This is a genomic window from Streptomyces sp. NPDC040622, assembly GCF_055593965.1.
In genome coordinates this window covers 462,506-478,859 of the sequence record NZ_JBVIXD010000001.1, presented here as the reverse complement: position 1 = coordinate 478,859, position 16,354 = coordinate 462,506, and the positions used below count along the sequence as shown (strand labels likewise).

The window sequence follows — 16,354 nt, the reverse complement described above, 5'->3', positions numbered from 1 at the left end:
CTTACTCTCCTTGAAGTGTGGGGACGACCATCGGCGTATCGGTCACCGGGTCGGGGACGATGACGCTCGGCAGGTCGAAAACGTCCTTGATCAGCGCGGCGTCCACGATGTCCCCGGGGTCGCCCTCCGCGACCACCCGGCCGCCCTTCATGGCGACCAGGTGGTCGGCGTAGCGGCACGCCTGGTTGATGTCGTGCAGGACGGCGATGACCGTCCGGCCCTCGTTGCGCAACCTGGCGAGCAGGCCGAGCAGTTGGTACTGGTGCGTGATGTCGAGGAACGACGTCGGCTCGTCGAGCAGCAGGTAGGGCGTCTGCTGGGCGAGCACCATGGCCATCCACACCCGCTGCCGCTGCCCGCCGGACAGCTCCTGCACCGGTCGGTCGCCCAGGTCCTCGACGCCGGCGGCGATCATCGCCTCGGTGACGGCCGCCTCGTCGTCCGGCGACCACAGGGCCAGCAGCGACTGGTGCGGGAACCGGCCCCGGCCCACCAGTTGGCGGACCTTGATGTCGTCGGGGGCCAGCGGGTCCTGCGGCAGGAAGCCCAGCTGCTTGGCCAGTGCCTTGGCCGGGTAGCCGCCGACTTCGCGGCCGTCGAACTCCACGTGCCCGCCGTCGGGCCGCAGCAGCCGCACGAGGGCGCGCAACAGCGTCGACTTGCCGCAGGCGTTGGGGCCCACGATGGCGGTGAACGCGCCGTCGGGAACGTCGAGGCTCAGCCGCGTCGACACCACCCGGTCTCCGTAGCGCAGGGTGATGTCCCGCGCGGTCAGGCGTGCGGTCACGCGCGCCCCACCTCCTTGGTCAACAGCCAGATCAAGTAGCAGCCGCCGACCGCGGTGCTCACCACGCCGACCGGCAGGGCGACGGGCGCCAGCAGCATCTGGGCGAGCAGGTCGGCGCCTTGGAGCATGACCGCGCCGGTCAGCGCGGCCGGGAGCAGCGGCACTCCGGCCGCGCCGGCGAGCCTGCGGCCGATCTGCGGGGCGGCGAGCGCGATGAACGCGATCGGTCCGGCCACCGCGGTCACCGTGGCCGTGCAGCCGACGCCGACCAGGACCATCAGGAGCCGGAGGCGGCCCATGGCGACCCCGGTGGTCACGGCGACCGCGTCGCCGAGGGACGCCTGGTGCATGGCGTGCGCCCGCGAGGCCATCAGGGCGAGGAGGACGGCGATCACCGTGAACGGGATCCCCAGGTCCTCCCAGCCGATCCCGGCCAGGGAGCCCGCGCTCCAGCCGACCGCGGCGATCGCCACCTCCAGGTCCGCGCGGAGCACGATCCAGGAGTTGAACGCGGTCACCATCGCGTTGACGGCGATGCCGATGACCACGAGCCGCATCCCGGAGAAGCCCCGGTCGAACGAGAGCAGGTAGATGACGCCGGCGACGACCAGTCCGCCGAGCACCGAGCCGGTGGCCAGTTGGACGGACGTGCCGGACAGCACGGTGAGGGCGACCAGGGCGCCGGTGTAGGCGCCCGCGTCGAGGCCGATCACGTCCGGGCTGCCCAGCGGATTGCGCGTGAGGTTCTGGAAGATGGCTCCGGCCACGCCGAGCGCGGTGCCGAAGACCAGTCCTGCCAGCACGCGCGGCAGCCGCCAGTCGGAGATGACCACGGAGCGGTCCGCCCCCGTCAGCGCGGCGAACACCTCGCCGGGACTGGCCCAGGAGGTCCCGTAGCAGAGCCCGAGCAGGCCGAGACCGAGCATCAGGGCGACCAGCGTCACGACGAGCACCACCAGGCGGCGCTCGACCTTCAGTGCGAGTGTGCTCACAGCGACCCCGCCCCGTAGCGGCGAACGGCCCAGATCAGCATGGGGCCGCCGAGGAACGCGGTCACGATGGCCACCGGCACCTCGCCGGTGGGCAGCAGCACGCGCGAGCCGATGTCGGCGACGAGCAGCAGGATCGGACCGAGCACCATCGTGTAGAGGATCAGCCACGGCACCGAGCCGCCGGCGGGCCTGCGCGCCAGGTGCGGCACGATGAGACCGACGAACAGGATCGGTCCCGCGATCGCCGTCGCCGCGCCGCTGAGCACGGTGATCAGCACGAGTGCGGCGCCCCGCACCCGGCCGACGCCCGCGCCCAGCGTGTGCGCGACGGTCTCGCCCAGGGTCAGGGCGTTGAGCGCCCGGCTCAGCAGCAGGGCACCGAGCAGGGCCGCGCCGATCACGGCCAACGGCAGGGCCATGGGCGCCTGTTCGCGGGCCGCGAGGGAGCCGACCGACCAGAACCGGTACGCGTCGAACGTGTCGGGAAGCATCAGCCGCATGCCCAGCGCGACACCGCTGAGCACCGCCGTCAGGGCCACGCCCGCCAGCACGAGCCGCAGCGGCGAGTGCCGGCCGACCGCCGCGACGAGGAGCGCGGCGAGGACGGATCCGACGACCGCGAAGCCCAGTTCGCCCGCCTGATTGACGGTCAGGCCGAGGGCCGAGCCGATGGTGATGGAGAATCCGGCGCCCGCGGTGACCCCGAGGATGCCGGGCTCGGCCAGCGGGTTGCGGGCCAGCGTCTGGATCAGCGCGCCCGCCACCGCGAGGGCGGCGCCCACCGCGATGGCGAGGAGGGCGCGCGGCGCCCGGACGTCCCGCACGATCACGTGGTCGTCGGTGCCCCGGTAGTCGAACAGTGCCCGGACGACCTCGCCGGGCGCGACCGAACGGGCACCGATGCCGATGCTGAGCACGGCGACGACGGCCAGCAGGACCAGACCGCCGACGAGCAGGCCGAGTTGCGGTACGGCCCGTCTGGTTCCGGCCGCCGCACCGGCGCGGCCCGCGGCGGTCACCGCTTCAGCAGCGGCGCGAACGACGTGTCGATCGCGTCCAGGGTCTGCATGGCCTGCCCGTAGGTCGCGGCCTCGGTGTAGCGGAGCGGGAAGGTCTTGCCGGCCTTGACGGCGGGCAGGTTCTTCCAGAGCTTGGAGTCCATGACGTACTTGACCGGCTTGGGCACGCTGCCGTCGGGGTTGACCGAGTACGTGATGGCGTCGGCCTTGCCGAGCGCGGCGGGGAGCTCCTCGATGGAGGGGTACTCGCTGACGGCCTTCGAGCCGGGGCCGGGCTCCTTGACCTTGCCGTAGTACTTCGCGCCGACGTCCTGGGCGATGTTGGTGCCCCACGAGCCGCCGAACTCGCGCTGGAAGGTGCCCTTCGCGGTCTCGCCGTACGCGCCGACGTGGCCCAGCTTCAGCTCGGGCAGCACGCTCTTGTACTTCTTGCCGAGCTCGCCGGCCTTGGCCTCGTAGGCGTCCTTCGCGGCGTCGTACTTCTTGAGCGCGCCCGCGGCGTCGGACTGCTCGTGGGTGAGCTTGCGCCAGGCGGCCGGGACGGTCGGGCCGAGCGCCACGACCGGGGCGATGCCCTCGAGCCGCTTGACGTCGATGTCGCCGAGCACGGGGGCGGGGACGCCGATGACGATCAGGTCGGGCTCGGCGTCGGCGATGGCCTCGTAGTTGGTCTCGGTCGCCAGCTCGCCCGCCACCTTGGGGGTCTTCTTGTAGGTGGCGAGGTCCTTCTTGCTCATCATCGGCTCGCCGCGCTTCCACGAGGAGATGCCGACGAGCGGTGCGCCGCCCTCGATCATGGCCGGCACGGCGTAGCCGGTGGCCACCACACGCTTCGGGTCGGCCGGGATGGTGATCTTGCCGTTGTCCGCGGCGAACACCCGGGTCTTGCCCTTGCCGGAGTCCTTGGACCCTCCGTCGGACGACCCGCACCCGGTCAGTGCCAGTGCCAGCGCCACGGCGCCGGCCAGGCCCGACGATCTGCGTATGGACATGCGATGCTCCTTGCTACTTAGGTAAGGCTCACCTTAGTGGATGGCCTTGTCGGCAGGACGACGGGGCAGACATCGGGCCCGCCCCGTCCGACCGGTGGGTCAGTGGTCGTCCTCGTCGAAGTCGGCGATGCCGCGCTTCCAGTAACCGGTGATGTCGTGGTCGGCCTTGCTCAGGCCCAACTCGTCGCGCACCCAGCGGCGCAGGGGCTTGATCTGCCCCGCCTCGCCGGCGACCCACACGTACACCCGCTCCCCCTCGGGAACGCTCACCGCGGTCACGGCCCGCTCCAGCGCACCACCCGTCCCCGGCGGCAGTTCGCCCCGGTGCAACCAGTGCACCTCGACGCCCTCGGGCGCGGACAGCTCGATCTCCTGCGTGGCGTCGGCGACTTCGACGAAGGCCCAGCCCCGCGCGGCGCGGGGCATCTCCTCAAGCCAGCGCGCGATCGCGGGCAGCGCGGTGATGTCGCCCGCGAGCAGGTAGCGGTCATAGGTGGTCGGCACGATCAGCCCGCCGGGCGGGCCCGCGACGTGCACGACGGCACCCGGCTCGACCCGGTGGGCCCAGTCCGACGCGAGACCGCCGTCGTGCGGGACGATGTCGATGTCGATCTCGCCCGTGTCCGGGTCGTAGCGGCGCACGGTGTACTCCCGCGAGGTGGGGGCGGGCCGCGGCCAGCGCAGCATCGCCCCGTTCCGCTCGGGCAGCCGCAGCGAGCCGTCCGCCTCGGGGAAGACGAGCTTGACGTGCTCGTCGGGAGCGTGGGCCTCGAACCCCTCGGTGCCCGCCCCGCCCAGCGTGAGGCGCAGCAGGCCGGTGCCGACCATGGCGGTACGGACGACCTCGACCTCCCGGAGGCCGATCGGGTAGCCCACCTTCTCTGCGTGCAGGCCCGCCCTCACCTCGGCCATCCGCTCCAGGTGGCGGTGCCGGTCGTCGACGCGGCTCACGCGGCACGCCCTGTCAGGAGCTCGGTCCAGTGGCCCAGTTCGGGCTGCTCGGCCAGGTCGGGGAACTCCAGCGTGGTCGCTCCCGCGTCGCGCCAGCGCTGCACCAGGGTCATGATCCGCACGGAGTCCAGGCCGAGGTCGAACAGGTCCTCCTCCGGTGCTATCTCGGAGGGGTCGCAGTCGAGCAGCTCCGCGATGTCGGCGCGGACCCGCTCGGGCGACAGGGTCTGGTTCATCGGATGGCTCCTTCGAGGGGGTACGCGGGGGGCGGGCCCGGCGCGTCAGCGGTGGTGGTGACCGCGCGACGACTCCGGGCGGCGCGCACGCACGCCCGGTCGTGGCACATGAGGGAGAAGCGGCCGGGCCACCCGGCCGTGGCCACGAACCGCGCATGCCGAAGCGGCACGAGCCTCTCCTCCCCCGTGGTTACTCAGGAAAGGCTAACCTAACTTAATCATGAGGGGTGCGTGAACGCCCGCGTCGTGGCAGGTCACCCCGCACGGCCTCGCACCGCGTGCCACCGCGTCACATCACCGCGCGGGCCCGCCGGTTGAACGATCCGCGCGGGCCCGTGGCGACGCCGTTCTACGTCGCGTCCAGGTCACGCAGCGCGTTCTCGACCACCTCGGTCAGCGCCGGATGGATCCACAGGGGACGTTCGGCGACCTCGCGGGCGGTGAGCCCGAAGGTCATCGCGAGGACGAGGGGCTGGAGGAGCGTGGCGGCCTGCGGCCCGAGCACGTGCGCGCCCAGCAGAAGGCCGGAGGTCCGGTCCGCGAGCACCTTGCAGAACCCCTGACGGTCCTCCAGCGCCCAGCCGTACGCCACGTCCTCGTACCGGCGCGAACCGACCACGTAGTCCCTGCCCTGCCTGCGGGCCTCCTGCTCGGTGAGCCCCACCTGGGCGATCTGGGGGCGGGTGAACACCGCGGAGGGCACCACGTCGTAGGACATCGAGCGCGGCTCGTCGGGGTGCAGGAGGTTGTGGGCCACCACCTCGGCCTCGCGATTGGCGACGTGCTTCAGGGGCGGTCCCGCCGTGATGTCGCCGAGCGCCCAGACGCCGGCGGCGTGGGTACGCAGCCGGGAGTCGACCTCGATCAGGCCGTCGCCGTCACAGGTGATGCCGGCCGGCGCCAGGTCGAGCCGATCGCTGTTCGGTTTCCGGCCCACGGCGACGAGCAAGGTGTCCGCCTGGAGCACCGCGCCGTCGTCGAGGGTGAGCCGCAGGTGTCCGGGGCGGCCGTCGACGCCCACCAGTTCCCGGCCCAGGCGCAGGTCGTAGGAGGAGCGCACGCTGTCGGTGAAGGCCGACGCGATCGACTCGTCCTGTTCGCCGAGCAGGACGTCCCGCTGTTCGACGACGGTGACCGTGCTGCCCGCCGTGCGGAAGACGTGGGCGAGTTCGGCGGCGATGTAGCCGCCGCCGAGCACGACCAGCCGTTCGGGGACCTCGTCGAGCCGCATCACGGTGTCGGACGTCTCGTAGGGCAGTCCCGCGTCGGCGACGACCGGCGGGACCACCGGCCGGCCTCCCGCAGCGACCACGATCCGGTCCGCGCCGAGGGTCACGGGCCCGTCGGCCGTCTCCACCAAGAGCTCGCGCTCGCCGGTGAATCGGGCCCGTCCGCGGTACACGGTCACGAAGTCCGACGCCCGGCGCCCCTCCTCGCCGTCGCGCGCCGCGGCGTCCAGCCGTCCGAACACGCGCTCCTGAACGGCGGGCCAGGAGAGTCCGGACAGGCTCGCCCCCACGTCGTGCCGCCCGGCCTCCCGCACGGTGTCCGCCACCTCGGCCGTCAGGGCGAGCATCTTGCTGGGGATGCAGCCCGCGTTGAGGCACGTGCCGCCGAAGGGGCCCTCGGCGACGACGGCAACGTCCAGGTGCGAGAAGCGGTCGTCGATCAGGGCGTTGCCGGAGCCCGCACCGAGGACGACGAGATCATGGTGTCGCATATACGCAATGTATCCAGGTATATACCTGGCATACCTCCGGAGCGGCCGCCGTCAGTCGATCGGCCCGGCATCCGCGTCAGTCGACGTCCGCCCGGGAGCCGCCCATGGCGAGGCCGTCGATCCAGTTGATGGAAGCGGTGCCGGCGTCGGTGCCCCAATAGGTTCCCCAGCGCGGCTTGTTGCCCAGGTCGTCCCAGGTGCGGGCGCCGGAGCGGGAGGCGATCTCCTGCCCGTCCAGGTACACGGAGAGCGTCCCGGAACTGCCCGAGTCAGCCTTGATGCCGAGCTGGACCGAGTGCCAGGCACCGGCCGACCAGGCGGCCGAGCCGATGGATATCCACTCCTCGCCGGGAGCGACGTACCAGACCTTCAGCTTCCCGTCCTCCACCTTCATGATCACGGGGTAGTTCTGGCTGTGCTGGTCGTTGGTGCCGTTGGACTTCCACTGGAAGACGGTCTGGGCGTCGCCCGTCTTGGTCATCGAGTCCCAGCCGAACCAGTACGTGCCGCCGTCCTTGAAGGCGTACTCGCCGCCGGCGGTCCGCACGTTGTGGGCCTCGCAACGGGGCACGCCGATCGGCTTGTTGAACTTGAAGATGTCGCCCCGGGAGCCTCCCCAGTTGTCGACGGTGACGCTCCCCGGCGCGTCGCACAGGGTGGTGCCGAAGACGCCGAGGCCGTTCGACGCGTCACCGTCCCAGAGCACGCTCCTGGGTGCGGCAGCCTTCGCCTCGCCGCGGGGTGCCTCGGCCTTCGCCTCGTGCCGCACGGTCTGGGGCGGTCCGGCGGAGGCCGCCGGATTGCCGAAGGATTCGGGGACGGCGACGCCCCAGGCCGCCACGGCGAGGACGGCGATACCGCTTGCTGAGGTCAGGGTCTTCCCGGTCCGGTTCACGGCGTGCTCCTGCGAGTTGGGGTGGGGGGATCGGCCTCCGGCCGCGCGCCACGCCTCCCGGCGACCGGGAGGCGGCACACGGACAGGCAAGGCGAACAGAGCAGGACGGACAGGCAGGGCGAACGGACCGGACGCCGGTGCCGCACCCCCTGCGCGGTACGCCTCGCGGCCAAGAGAGTGCCACCGGCTCGCGGCCACAGCAAGCGCTTGCACAACAGAGGCCTCAACCTTTACAGGGGTCTCGACCTTTCACGGCTCCGGCGCGTCCGGCATGGGCGCGCCCCCGGGACAACCGGGGGCGCGCCGAGGTGCCGGGGACTCACAGATGCCGGGTGACCGCCTGCTGCGCGCTCTCGGACATCGAGCGGACCGCCCCGGCCGCGCTCTCCGCCGCGCCGGTCACCGCGTCCGCGGCCCCGCTCAGCGCATGCGTGGCGTCGCGCCCGGTACGGCGGGCCGAACGGCGCCCCGACAGGGCCGCGGCGCGCGTGCGGTAGGCGACGGAGGGCTTGCCGTGGGTGTCGGCGGCCGCGATCAGGAGACCGCCGAGGAGCGCGAGGTTCTTGGTGAACTGGGTGCGCTGAGCGGCCCGCTGCTCGGGGTCCTTCTCCTTCCACCAGGCGTGCCCGGCCAGCGTGGTCGGCACCAGGGAGCCGGCCAGCGCGAGCGCGGCGACGCGCGGCAGGCGCCCGGTCGCCAGCATCAGACCGGCGCCCAGCTGCACCGCGCCGTTGATGCGGACGAGGCGCTCGGGATCCTCGGTGAGCCCGGGGATGCGGGAACTCACGGGAACCGCGACGGGCTCGGCGACGGGGGCCACGCCTTGCGGGCTCCGAAGGGTCTGCAGCCCTCCTGTGACGAAGGGGGCCGCGAGCAACGGACGTGCGCATTTCCTGAGAACAGCCATGCCGTCCGGCTTCCCTGAACGCGGCCACTCAGACACAGTTTCCCGTGGAGCGTTCCGCACCGGCATCACGGGATCCGCTCCGGGTACGGGAACAGCGACTTCGACAACCCCCACCGCCACGGCGGTGAGAGCCCGGGAGGACCTCATGGCCGGACTGTTCGCACGCATCAAGGCATACAGCCGCACACCGCAGGGGCGGCAGACCGTCAACTCGGTACGCCGAGCCGCCGCCGACCCGCGCAAGCGCGCGCAGGCCCGCTCGCTCCTGTCCCGCCTGCGCGGCCGCCGCTGACCGGCCTGCGCGCGGCGCGAGAGCCGTCTCCGGAAGGACTGATCGAAAATTTGGGCGAACGTCGATGAGTTTCTCCCTGGCCCGCGGTCTTCAGTGACAGTTGGTGCACCTCGGCCGCACGGGCGGCCGGCCGTACCGGCCGCCCGTACCGGGAAACACCTCAAGACCTCCAGGAGACCCCAGATGCGCACCCTGATCAGCACCGCCTTCATCTCGCTCGACGGCGTCGTGGAGGCCCCCGGCGGCGAGCCCGGCTACCGGAACTCCGGCTGGACCTTCCAGGACATCGAATTCCTCCCCGAGGCCTTCGAGATCAAGGGCCGGGAGCAGCGGGAGGCCGCCGCGATGATGATGGGCCGGGTCAGCTACGAGGCCTTCAGCCCCGTCTGGCCCGACATGGAGGACTTCGCCGACTACAAGGTGATGCCGAAGTACGTCGTCTCCACGAGCCTCGACGAGAAGGAGCTGGTGGAGAACTGGGGCGAGACCACGATCCTGCGCTCGCTCGACGACGTCGCCGCACTCAAGGAGACGGAGGGCGGCCCGATCATCCTGCACGGCAGCGCCTCCCTGAACCGCGCGCTCTCGGACGCCGGTCTCATCGACCGCTACCACCTGCTCGTCTTCCCCCTGCTGCTCGGCGCGGGCAAGCGCCTGTTCAGCGACACGGACAAGGACACCCAGCAGCTGCGGCTCGTCGAGCACCAGGCGTACGCCAACGGCCTGCAGAAGAACGTCTTCGACGTGGTCCGCTGAGGGGCCGGCCGGCGGGCGGAACGAGGTCGGGTAATCGCGTCCGGTGCGGGGCCCCTACTCTGTGCGGATGTTGGTCTACGCCCCGGCGGCTCTGCTCTTCCTCGTCTTCTGCTGGCGCATGGTCCGTGAACGCCGCCGGTTCGGCAACGCGGTGTTGCTGGGCCTCGCCACGCTCAGCGCGCTCGCGGCCTGGCTCTTCGACCTGGTCAAGGACGGCTCGACGTCGGGGCTCGTGGTCGCGTCGGCACTGCTCGGCCTGCTGGCCGTGGGGATCCTCGTCCTGGTGGGCCTGCTCTTCGTCAACGGCCTGCGCATGGTGCGCAAGGAGGGCAGGAGCCCCTCCAACCTGCTCTCCCTGATGGGTGCCCTGTGCATCGTCGGTGTCGTGGCCCTGGCGGTCACCGCGGCCGTCGTGCGGACACCGGTGCTGGTCGGAGTGGGCGTGGCGGCACTCGGCCTCGCCTGTTACCTCTCGTTCCTGTTCCTGTGCTTCGTCGTGTACGCGTTCCTGTACGGCCGTCTCCAGGTGCGCCGCAAGGCCGACTACGTGGTCGTCCTGGGATCCGGCCTCATCGGCGGGTCCACCGTCTCCCCGCTGCTGGCCAGCCGGCTGCTGCGGGCGCAGGAGGTGCACACGCAGCTCACCAGGCGCGGGGGCGCGCCGGTCCTCATCACCTCGGGCGGGCAGGGCCCCGACGAGGATCTGCCCGAGTCCCACGCCATGGCCGACTACCTGACGGAGCGTGGGTTCCCCGCCGACCTGATCGAGCGGGAGGACCGGTCGGCGACGACGGAGGAGAACCTGCGGTTCAGCAAGGCGATCATGGAGAAGGCCGATCCCGACTACCGGTGCGTGGTCGTCACGAACAACTACCACGCCTTCCGTGCCGCGCTCACCGCACGACGTACCGGGGTCAGGGGCCAGGTGGTCGGCTCGACCACGGCGTCGTACTTCTGGCCCAACGCGACGATCCGCGAGTTCGTGGCCATCCTCGTCGCCTACAAGCGGACCAACATCGCCATGTGTCTGCTGCTCGTCCTCGGCGGTGTGCTGGCCTGGGCCGCGCGCTGAGTCCGGCGGACCGCGCGCACGACGCGTGAGCGGCCGCGTCCCTGTCCCACGAAGGAGGCGGCCGCTCAGCTCGGAGGTGGGACCGCCCACTGACCGGTCAGCGGCCCCGGCAGGATGTCACCCCTGCACTCGGCACCTGCCCACGCCCCACGCGCTTACACACATTCTTTCGCGGACCGGCGAACCGGAGCGAGCGGCGGGGAGGGCGGCGGGAGCGGGCCGCCGCAAGAAGATCATCGCCTCCCCCGATCGCCTCCCCCGATCGGGGGAGCGTCTTCTCCCGCCTTTCCGCGATGTGCGCGAGAGCCCCCGGAATCCATGATCGTGTCCTGCCCGGCCGACCGGCCACGGGCAGCACGGACGACATCCCGCGGGAGTTGGCTCATGAGTGAGCAGGTACAGCAGACGATCCGTACCACCGGACGGCGGCGGAACGGCCGGCGCAGAGCCGCCACGGCCGTGACCGCGCTGGCCGTCGGCGTGCTGACCGCGGGGGCGCTCGCGCCGCCCGCCGCCTCCGCGGGACCGGACCCCGTCCAGCAGGGCCTGGACGCGCTGGTGCGCACCGACGGCATGCCCGCCGCACTGGCGAGCGTCGAGGACCGCGCCGGGCACGCCCGGACCTACACGGCGGGCGTCGGCGACCTGGCCACCGGCGCGCAGGTGCCCCGCGACGGGCAGGTGCGGATCGGCAGCAACACCAAGACGTTCACCTCGGTCGTCGTGCTGCAGCTGGTGGCCGAGGGGAAGATACGGCTCGGCGCCAAGGTCGACACCTATCTGCCGGGGCTCGTGCGCGGAAAGAAGATCGACGGACGCCGCATCACCGTCCGCCATCTCCTGCAGCAGACGAGCGGACTGCCCAACTACACCAAGGGCGACCTCCAGCCCCGGTACTACGAGCCGCGCGACCTCCTGGACATCGCCCTCACGTACGAGGCCGACTTCGCGCCCGGAAAGAAGTGGGCGTACAGCAACACCAACTACGTGCTGGCGGGCCTGATCGTCCAGAAGGTCACCGGCCGGCCCCTCGCCCAGGAGATCGACCGTCGCGTCATCCGGCCCCTCGGGCTGCGCCACACCTACTTCCCCGCCCCCGGCGACGAGACGATCCGCGAGCGCCACCCCAAGGGCTACTACGGGGAAGCGCCGGGCGCGCCGCTGCGGGACGTCACGGAGATGGACCCGTCCTGGACCTGGGCCGCGGGCCAGCTGATCTCCACCAACTCCGACCTCAACCGGTTCTTCACCGCTCTCCTGGGCGGCCGCCTCCTCCCGGCGGCCCAACTCGCCCAGATGCGCACCACCGTCCCCGCCGAGTACTTCGGCCACGGCGCCCGCTACGGCCTCGGGCTCGTGAGCAAGCCCCTGTCGTGCGGCGGCCGTTCCTGGGGTCACGGCGGAAGCTTCCCGGGGTACGAGACCCGCGGCGGCGTCACCGACGACGGCCGCGCCGCCAACGTCGCGGTGACCGTCCAGCCCACCGACAAGACCGCCGTCAAGCACCTGGAGAAGGTCGTGGACACGGCCCTGTGCCGCTGAACCGGCGCCCTTCGTGTCCTTCACCCCTCCTCCCCGCATGTCAGTTCAATAGAAATGCGGCTTTTATTCCTACGGTGAGCAGGTCGTACCCCACACTCACCCTGGAGTGCTCATGCGTCCTGCCCTGACTCGCGCCATCACCCTGTCCACCGGTCTGCTGCTCTGCGCCGCCCCGCTGGCGGCGGCTCCGGCCGTCGCGGCGCCGGGGGCCGCCGCCCACACCCAGGTGCAGCAGGCGGCTCCGAAGAAGCCGACGCTCTCCGCGAAGGCCACGGTGAAGTCGATCAAGGCGTGGCAGCAGTTCCGCGTGTACGGCTCCAGCACGCGCATGCGGGCGGGCACGCAGGTGACGCTGCAGCAGCTGCAGAAGAGGGGCTGGGTATCGCTGCCGATCCGGATGCACACCAACCGCGCCGGGGCCTACAACCTGCGGGTCAAGCTCGGCATCAGGGGCCACAACAAGATCCGCATCGTCGGCGGCGGCGCCGTCTCCAACACCGTGCAGGTCCTCATCCGCTGACCCGGGTCCCGCACCTCCGTGCGGGGCCGGCCTCCGGCGCGTCAGCACTCAGGCGGAGTCCCGCACCACCAGCTCCGGTTCGAAGATCAACGAGGTCGGTTCGGTGCGGGTGCCCTGGACGTGCTCCTGGAGCAGCCGGGCCATGGCCGCCGTCATCTCCTCCACCGGCTGGCGGACCGTGGTCAGCGTCGGACGGCAGGTGAGGGCGATGCTGGAGTCGTCGAAGCCGACCACCGACACGTCCTGCGGGACCCTGCGGCCCCGTTCGCGCAGGAGCTCGCAGGCCCCCTGCGCCATGAGGTCGTTCGCGACGAACACCCCGTCCAGATCGGGGTGTTCGGCGAGCAGCCTGGCCATCGCCTCGGCGCCGCTCTCGCGCGTGAAGCGGCCTTCGACGATCGGCACGTACGCCGTACCCGCGCGCTCCAGCGCCTCCCTGAAACCTGCCAGCCGCTCCTGCCCCGCCGGCAGGTCCAGCGGCCCCGAGACGGTCGCGGGCCTGCGCCGGTCTCGCGCCAGGAGATGCTCCGCGGCCAGCCGTCCGCCCTCGCGGTGCGCCAGGTCGACGTAGCTGATCGGCACGGGCCGCGCGGGCCGCGCGAAACACACGGCCGGGAGCCCTTCGGCGACGAGTTGCGCGGGCAGCGGGTCCTCCGCGTGCGTGGAGACCACGAGGGCGCCGTCCGCGCTTCCCTGCCGCAGGAATCCGGTCACCTGCTTCCTGGCCGCCTCGCTCTCGGCGACCATCAGGACCGGGTGCATCGAGCGGGGCCGCAGATACCCGACCACGCCGCTGACCACCCGCCCGAAGAAGGGGTCGGCGAACACCCGTGCCGCGAAGGCGTTCTGCGGCTCCTCGTCGGTCCCGCCGCCCTCACGCGGGCCTTCGCTCTCCTCGCCCGCACCCGAGATGACCAGGGCGATGGTCTCCGTGCGCCGGGTGACCAGGGAGCGGGCCGCCCGGTTGGGCGCGTACCCGGTGCGCTCGATGGCCTCGCGCACCACGTCGCGGATGGCCGGGTCGACGTTGCGCACCCCGTTGATCACCCGTGACACCGTCGCCCGGGAGACTCCCGCCTCCCGTGCCACGTCCTCGAGCGTCAGCGACTGTCTCTCCATGCGTGCACTCTAACTTCCCTTCGCAGCAAGGAGATAGAGCGCTCTCCCTGCACGGGGTGCCTGGTCACCGGCTTTCACGCACCTCCACCGCAGCGGTCAGGGGCAGGTCGCCCGCGGAACGCCCCACGAGCACCGTGAACAGCCCCGGTTCGGTGTGCCAGGCCCCCTGCGCCGTCGACCAGTGGCGCAGCGCGCGCCCCGGGACGCGGATGTCCGCGCTCACCGTCTCCCCCGGCGCGGCCGTCACCGCGGCATGGCCCGCCAGCCAGCGCACCGGCCGCTCCACCGCGGACCCGGGCCGGGCCAGATAGACCTGGACCACCTCGCGCCCGGGGCGGTCCCCGGTGTTCCGCAGCCGCACGCGCACGTCGAAGTCAGCGCCCGCCCGCACCGCCGCGGGCGCTGCGGCCCCCTCGTACGACCAGGTCGTGTAGCCGAGTCCGTGCCCGAACCAGTAGGCGGGCGTGTGCCCGGCGCGCAGCCATGCCCGGTGGCCGATGTGCGGGCCCTCCGCGTAGGTGAGGACGCCGTCCTGGGGGCGGGTGTCACTGACCGGGGCGTCCCGCAGGCGTGCTCCCCAGGTGGTCGGCAGCCGCCCGCCGGGCTCGGTACGGCCGAAGAGGACGTCGGCGAGCGCGGTGCCCGCCTCCTGTCCGGGGAACCAGGTGAGCAGTACGGCGGCGACGCCCTCCCGCCACGGCAGTTCCACGGGGCCGCCGGCGTTGACGGCCACGACGGTGCGCGGGTTGGCGGCCGCGACGGCGGTGACCAGGGTGTCCTGGTGGCCGGGCAGGGCGAGGGTGGTCCGGTCGTGGCCCTCCGCCTCGCTGCCCTCGGTGGTGCCCACCACGACGACCGCGACGTCGGCCCGCCGGGCCGCGTCGACGGCCTCGGCGAGCGCGCGGTCCGGGGCCGGTTCGGGCGGGGCCGCGGTGACGATCGTGGCGCGGCCGGTGTCCGGGGCCAGTTCGCGGCGCGCGACCACGAGCACCGGCTCGCGGGGGGTGATCTCGGCCCGTCCGTACCGGCAGGGCGGTGTGACGTGGACGACGGCCGGGTCGTCCGTGCGGCGCGGAAAATCGCCGTCGAGCAGCGTCCGCCCGCCGACGCTCAAGGACATCCGGCCGAACCCGCCGACGCCGAACGTCCACGTGCCGCCGACCGCCGGTGTGAGCAGCGCGCGGATCTCCACCGTGTGCGCGCCGGGCACGAGTGACGGCTCCAACAGGCTTCCGGTGGTGCGGTGTTCGGCAAGGAGCTCCTGCCCTTCTGCGTCCAGTACGCGCAGGAGGACACCGGGCGCGCCCGTGCGGGGGTCGGCGCAGTCCTCCGTGCCCAGTGGGGCGGGCGCGGCTCCGGTGGCCGGGCCGGGGGCGTGGATGATCCGGGCCCGGCCGCCCAGTCCGTCCCGGATGCCGTCCAGGGGCGTGACGATGCCTTCCGGGTGGACGCCCGCGCTGCCGCCGCCCTGCACCCGGGGCCGCACGGCGTGCGCGCCGATCACCGCGATCGTGCCCGTCTCCGCCTCGTCCAGGGGCAGCAGGCCCTCGTTGCGGAGCAGCACCGTGCCGGCGGCCGCGGCGCGGCGCAGCAGGGTGCGGGGGTCGGGGGCGGGCGCGGGAGGCGTGCGCGGACAGTCGTCGAGCGCGCCCACGCGGCGGGCGAGTCGCAGCACCCGGAGCACCTTGTCGTCGACCGCCTCCTCCGCCACACGGCCCGCGCGGACCGCTTCCACCAGTTCCTCGTCCCACGGGCCTGCCGGGCCCGGCATGACGAGGTCGAGGCCCGCACGCGCGGTGTCGGCCGTCGTGTGCACCGCGCCCCAGTCCGAGAGCACGGCGCCGTCGAAGCCCCAGTCGTCCTTGAGGGGGTGGGCCAGCAGCGGACTCGCCACCATCGTGGCCCCGTTGACGCCGTTGTAGCCGGCCATCACCGCCCAGACGCCGGCCCGCACGGCCGCCTCGAAGGGCGCGAGGTAGACCTCACGCAGCGTCCGCTCGGACACCTGGACGTCCACGCTCATGCGGCCCGTCTCGGAGTCGTTGGCCACGTAGTGCTTGGCGGTCGCGGCGACGCCGTGCGCCTGGATGCCGCGCACGAGGGCGGCTCCGGTGCGCCCCGCGAGTTCCGGGTCCTCCGAGGGGCACTCGAAGTGCCGGCCGCCGAGCGGTGAGCGGTGCAGGTTCAGGGTGGGGGCGAGGACGACGTCGACGCCTTTGCGCCGCGCCTCCCGGGCCAGGAGGCCGCCGAGCTCCTCGACGAGCCGGTCGTCCCACATCGCCGCGAGCGCCGTCATCGACGGCAGCAGCGCCGAGGTCCGCCGCTCGTCCCAGGCCTCTCCCCGGATCCCCGCGGGACCGTCCGAGGTCACCATCTGCCGCAGGCCCACAGCCGGTTCGGCCCGGGTGCGCCAGGTCGTCGCGCCGGTCAGCAGGCGTGCCTTCTGCTCCGGTCCCAGCTTGTCGACCAGTCGGACCAGCTCTTCGTCGGTCATCCGCACCGCCTTTCCAGCCTTTCGGGCAAGGTCCATGGGAGAGCGCTCTCTGGAGTGTCG

Annotated in this window: 16 protein-coding genes; 5 read left to right on the top strand and 11 right to left on the bottom strand. The window is 72.4% G+C overall.

The genetic code is table 11. The annotated features are described in order from the left end of the window. Position 1 precedes the first annotated feature (1 nt). The 9 genes from ACZ592_RS02205 to ACZ592_RS02165 all read right to left on the bottom strand — a co-directional run bounded on the left by ACZ592_RS02205 (position 2) and on the right by ACZ592_RS02165 (position 8,499). Positions 2–787, bottom strand: coding sequence for an ABC transporter ATP-binding protein (locus ACZ592_RS02205; RefSeq protein WP_471579570.1), 786 nt, complete (start codon positions 785–787; stop codon positions 2–4). Then, positions 784–1,713 carry a FecCD family ABC transporter permease gene (locus ACZ592_RS02200; protein WP_471579994.1) on the bottom strand — a complete coding sequence of 310 codons (930 nt, stop codon included), beginning with the start codon at positions 1,711–1,713 and terminating at the stop codon, positions 784–786. The genes ACZ592_RS02205 and ACZ592_RS02200 overlap by 4 nt, the downstream gene beginning before the upstream one ends. A 62-nt stretch (positions 1,714–1,775) precedes the next feature. Further along, entirely contained in the window at positions 1,776–2,798 is a 1,023-nt protein-coding gene (locus tag ACZ592_RS02195) for a FecCD family ABC transporter permease (RefSeq protein WP_471579569.1), read from the bottom strand. Continuing rightward, positions 2,795–3,790: an ABC transporter substrate-binding protein gene (locus ACZ592_RS02190; RefSeq protein ID WP_471579568.1), complete on the bottom strand. Its 996-nt coding sequence runs from the start codon at positions 3,788–3,790 to the stop codon at positions 2,795–2,797. Before ACZ592_RS02190 ends, ACZ592_RS02195 begins: the two co-directional genes overlap by 4 nt. Before the next feature lie 99 nt (positions 3,791–3,889). Continuing rightward, positions 3,890–4,741, bottom strand: a complete 852-nt coding sequence (locus ACZ592_RS02185; protein ID WP_471579567.1) for a siderophore-interacting protein — start codon at positions 4,739–4,741, stop codon at positions 3,890–3,892. Next, positions 4,738–4,977: a phosphopantetheine-binding protein gene (locus tag ACZ592_RS02180; RefSeq protein ID WP_471579566.1), complete on the bottom strand. Its 240-nt coding sequence runs from the start codon at positions 4,975–4,977 to the stop codon at positions 4,738–4,740. Before ACZ592_RS02180 ends, ACZ592_RS02185 begins: the two co-directional genes overlap by 4 nt. 349 nt (positions 4,978–5,326) lie before the next feature. Beyond that, positions 5,327–6,697 carry a mycothione reductase gene (locus tag ACZ592_RS02175; RefSeq protein ID WP_471579565.1) on the bottom strand — a complete coding sequence of 457 codons (1,371 nt, stop codon included), beginning with the start codon at positions 6,695–6,697 and terminating at the stop codon, positions 5,327–5,329. Positions 6,698–6,773: 76 nt separating this feature from the next. Continuing rightward, complete coding sequence (locus tag ACZ592_RS02170; RefSeq protein WP_471579564.1) at positions 6,774–7,592, bottom strand: heparin lyase I family protein; 819 nt, start codon at positions 7,590–7,592, stop codon at positions 6,774–6,776. A 319-nt stretch (positions 7,593–7,911) separates the two neighbouring features. Beyond that, a complete protein-coding gene (locus tag ACZ592_RS02165; RefSeq protein ID WP_471579563.1) occupies positions 7,912–8,499 on the bottom strand; it encodes a DoxX family protein in 588 nt (195 codons plus the stop codon). Positions 8,500–8,644: 145 nt separating this feature from the next. Here ACZ592_RS02165 and ACZ592_RS02160 point away from each other — a divergent pair, with 145 nt between their 5' ends. The 5 genes from ACZ592_RS02160 (at position 8,645) to ACZ592_RS02140 (ending at position 12,681) form a co-directional block, all read left to right on the top strand. Then, positions 8,645–8,791 (top strand): hypothetical protein, encoded by a 147-nt coding sequence (locus ACZ592_RS02160; RefSeq protein ID WP_471579562.1) that lies wholly within the window; start codon positions 8,645–8,647, stop codon positions 8,789–8,791. Between the two features lie 183 nt (positions 8,792–8,974). Next, a complete protein-coding gene (locus tag ACZ592_RS02155; RefSeq protein ID WP_471579561.1) occupies positions 8,975–9,547 on the top strand; it encodes a dihydrofolate reductase family protein in 573 nt (190 codons plus the stop codon). A 67-nt stretch (positions 9,548–9,614) separates the two neighbouring features. Next, on the top strand, positions 9,615–10,619 hold the full coding sequence (locus ACZ592_RS02150) for a YdcF family protein (RefSeq protein ID WP_471579560.1): 1,005 nt from the start codon (positions 9,615–9,617) through the stop codon (positions 10,617–10,619). Between the two features lie 384 nt (positions 10,620–11,003). After that, positions 11,004–12,161 (top strand): serine hydrolase domain-containing protein, encoded by a 1,158-nt coding sequence (locus tag ACZ592_RS02145; protein WP_471579559.1) that lies wholly within the window; start codon positions 11,004–11,006, stop codon positions 12,159–12,161. 112 nt (positions 12,162–12,273) lie between these two features. Continuing rightward, positions 12,274–12,681 (top strand): hypothetical protein, encoded by a 408-nt coding sequence (locus ACZ592_RS02140; protein ID WP_471579558.1) that lies wholly within the window; start codon positions 12,274–12,276, stop codon positions 12,679–12,681. A gap of 48 nt (positions 12,682–12,729) precedes the next feature. On the opposite strand, the gene ACZ592_RS02135 is transcribed toward ACZ592_RS02140, so the two are convergent. Together ACZ592_RS02135 and ACZ592_RS02130 are read right to left on the bottom strand one after the other, a co-directional pair. Continuing rightward, positions 12,730–13,800 (bottom strand): LacI family DNA-binding transcriptional regulator, encoded by a 1,071-nt coding sequence (locus ACZ592_RS02135; protein ID WP_471579557.1) that lies wholly within the window; start codon positions 13,798–13,800, stop codon positions 12,730–12,732. Between the two features lie 64 nt (positions 13,801–13,864). Then, positions 13,865–16,294, bottom strand: coding sequence for a glycoside hydrolase family 3 C-terminal domain-containing protein (locus ACZ592_RS02130; protein ID WP_471579556.1), 2,430 nt, complete (start codon positions 16,292–16,294; stop codon positions 13,865–13,867). Between the last annotated feature and the right edge of the window lie 60 nt (positions 16,295–16,354).

Excerpts from the sequence above, each read along its gene's own strand:
- ACZ592_RS02200 (WP_471579994.1), bottom strand. The coding sequence starts at position 1,713 with ATGCTCGGTCTCGGCCTGCTCGGGCTCTGCTACGGGACCTCCTGGGCC.
- ACZ592_RS02190 (WP_471579568.1), bottom strand. The coding sequence starts at position 3,790 with ATGTCCATACGCAGATCGTCGGGCCTGGCCGGCGCCGTGGCGCTGGCA.
- ACZ592_RS02180 (WP_471579566.1), bottom strand. The coding sequence starts at position 4,977 with ATGAACCAGACCCTGTCGCCCGAGCGGGTCCGCGCCGACATCGCGGAG.
- ACZ592_RS02175 (WP_471579565.1), bottom strand. The coding sequence starts at position 6,697 with ATGCGACACCATGATCTCGTCGTCCTCGGTGCGGGCTCCGGCAACGCC.
- ACZ592_RS02165 (WP_471579563.1), bottom strand. The coding sequence starts at position 8,499 with ATGGCTGTTCTCAGGAAATGCGCACGTCCGTTGCTCGCGGCCCCCTTC.
- ACZ592_RS02160 (WP_471579562.1), top strand. The coding sequence starts at position 8,645 with ATGGCCGGACTGTTCGCACGCATCAAGGCATACAGCCGCACACCGCAG.
- ACZ592_RS02155 (WP_471579561.1), top strand. The coding sequence starts at position 8,975 with ATGCGCACCCTGATCAGCACCGCCTTCATCTCGCTCGACGGCGTCGTG.
- ACZ592_RS02150 (WP_471579560.1), top strand. The coding sequence starts at position 9,615 with ATGTTGGTCTACGCCCCGGCGGCTCTGCTCTTCCTCGTCTTCTGCTGG.
- ACZ592_RS02145 (WP_471579559.1), top strand. The coding sequence starts at position 11,004 with ATGAGTGAGCAGGTACAGCAGACGATCCGTACCACCGGACGGCGGCGG.
- ACZ592_RS02140 (WP_471579558.1), top strand. The coding sequence starts at position 12,274 with ATGCGTCCTGCCCTGACTCGCGCCATCACCCTGTCCACCGGTCTGCTG.
- ACZ592_RS02135 (WP_471579557.1), bottom strand. The coding sequence starts at position 13,800 with ATGGAGAGACAGTCGCTGACGCTCGAGGACGTGGCACGGGAGGCGGGA.
- ACZ592_RS02130 (WP_471579556.1), bottom strand. The coding sequence starts at position 16,294 with ATGACCGACGAAGAGCTGGTCCGACTGGTCGACAAGCTGGGACCGGAG.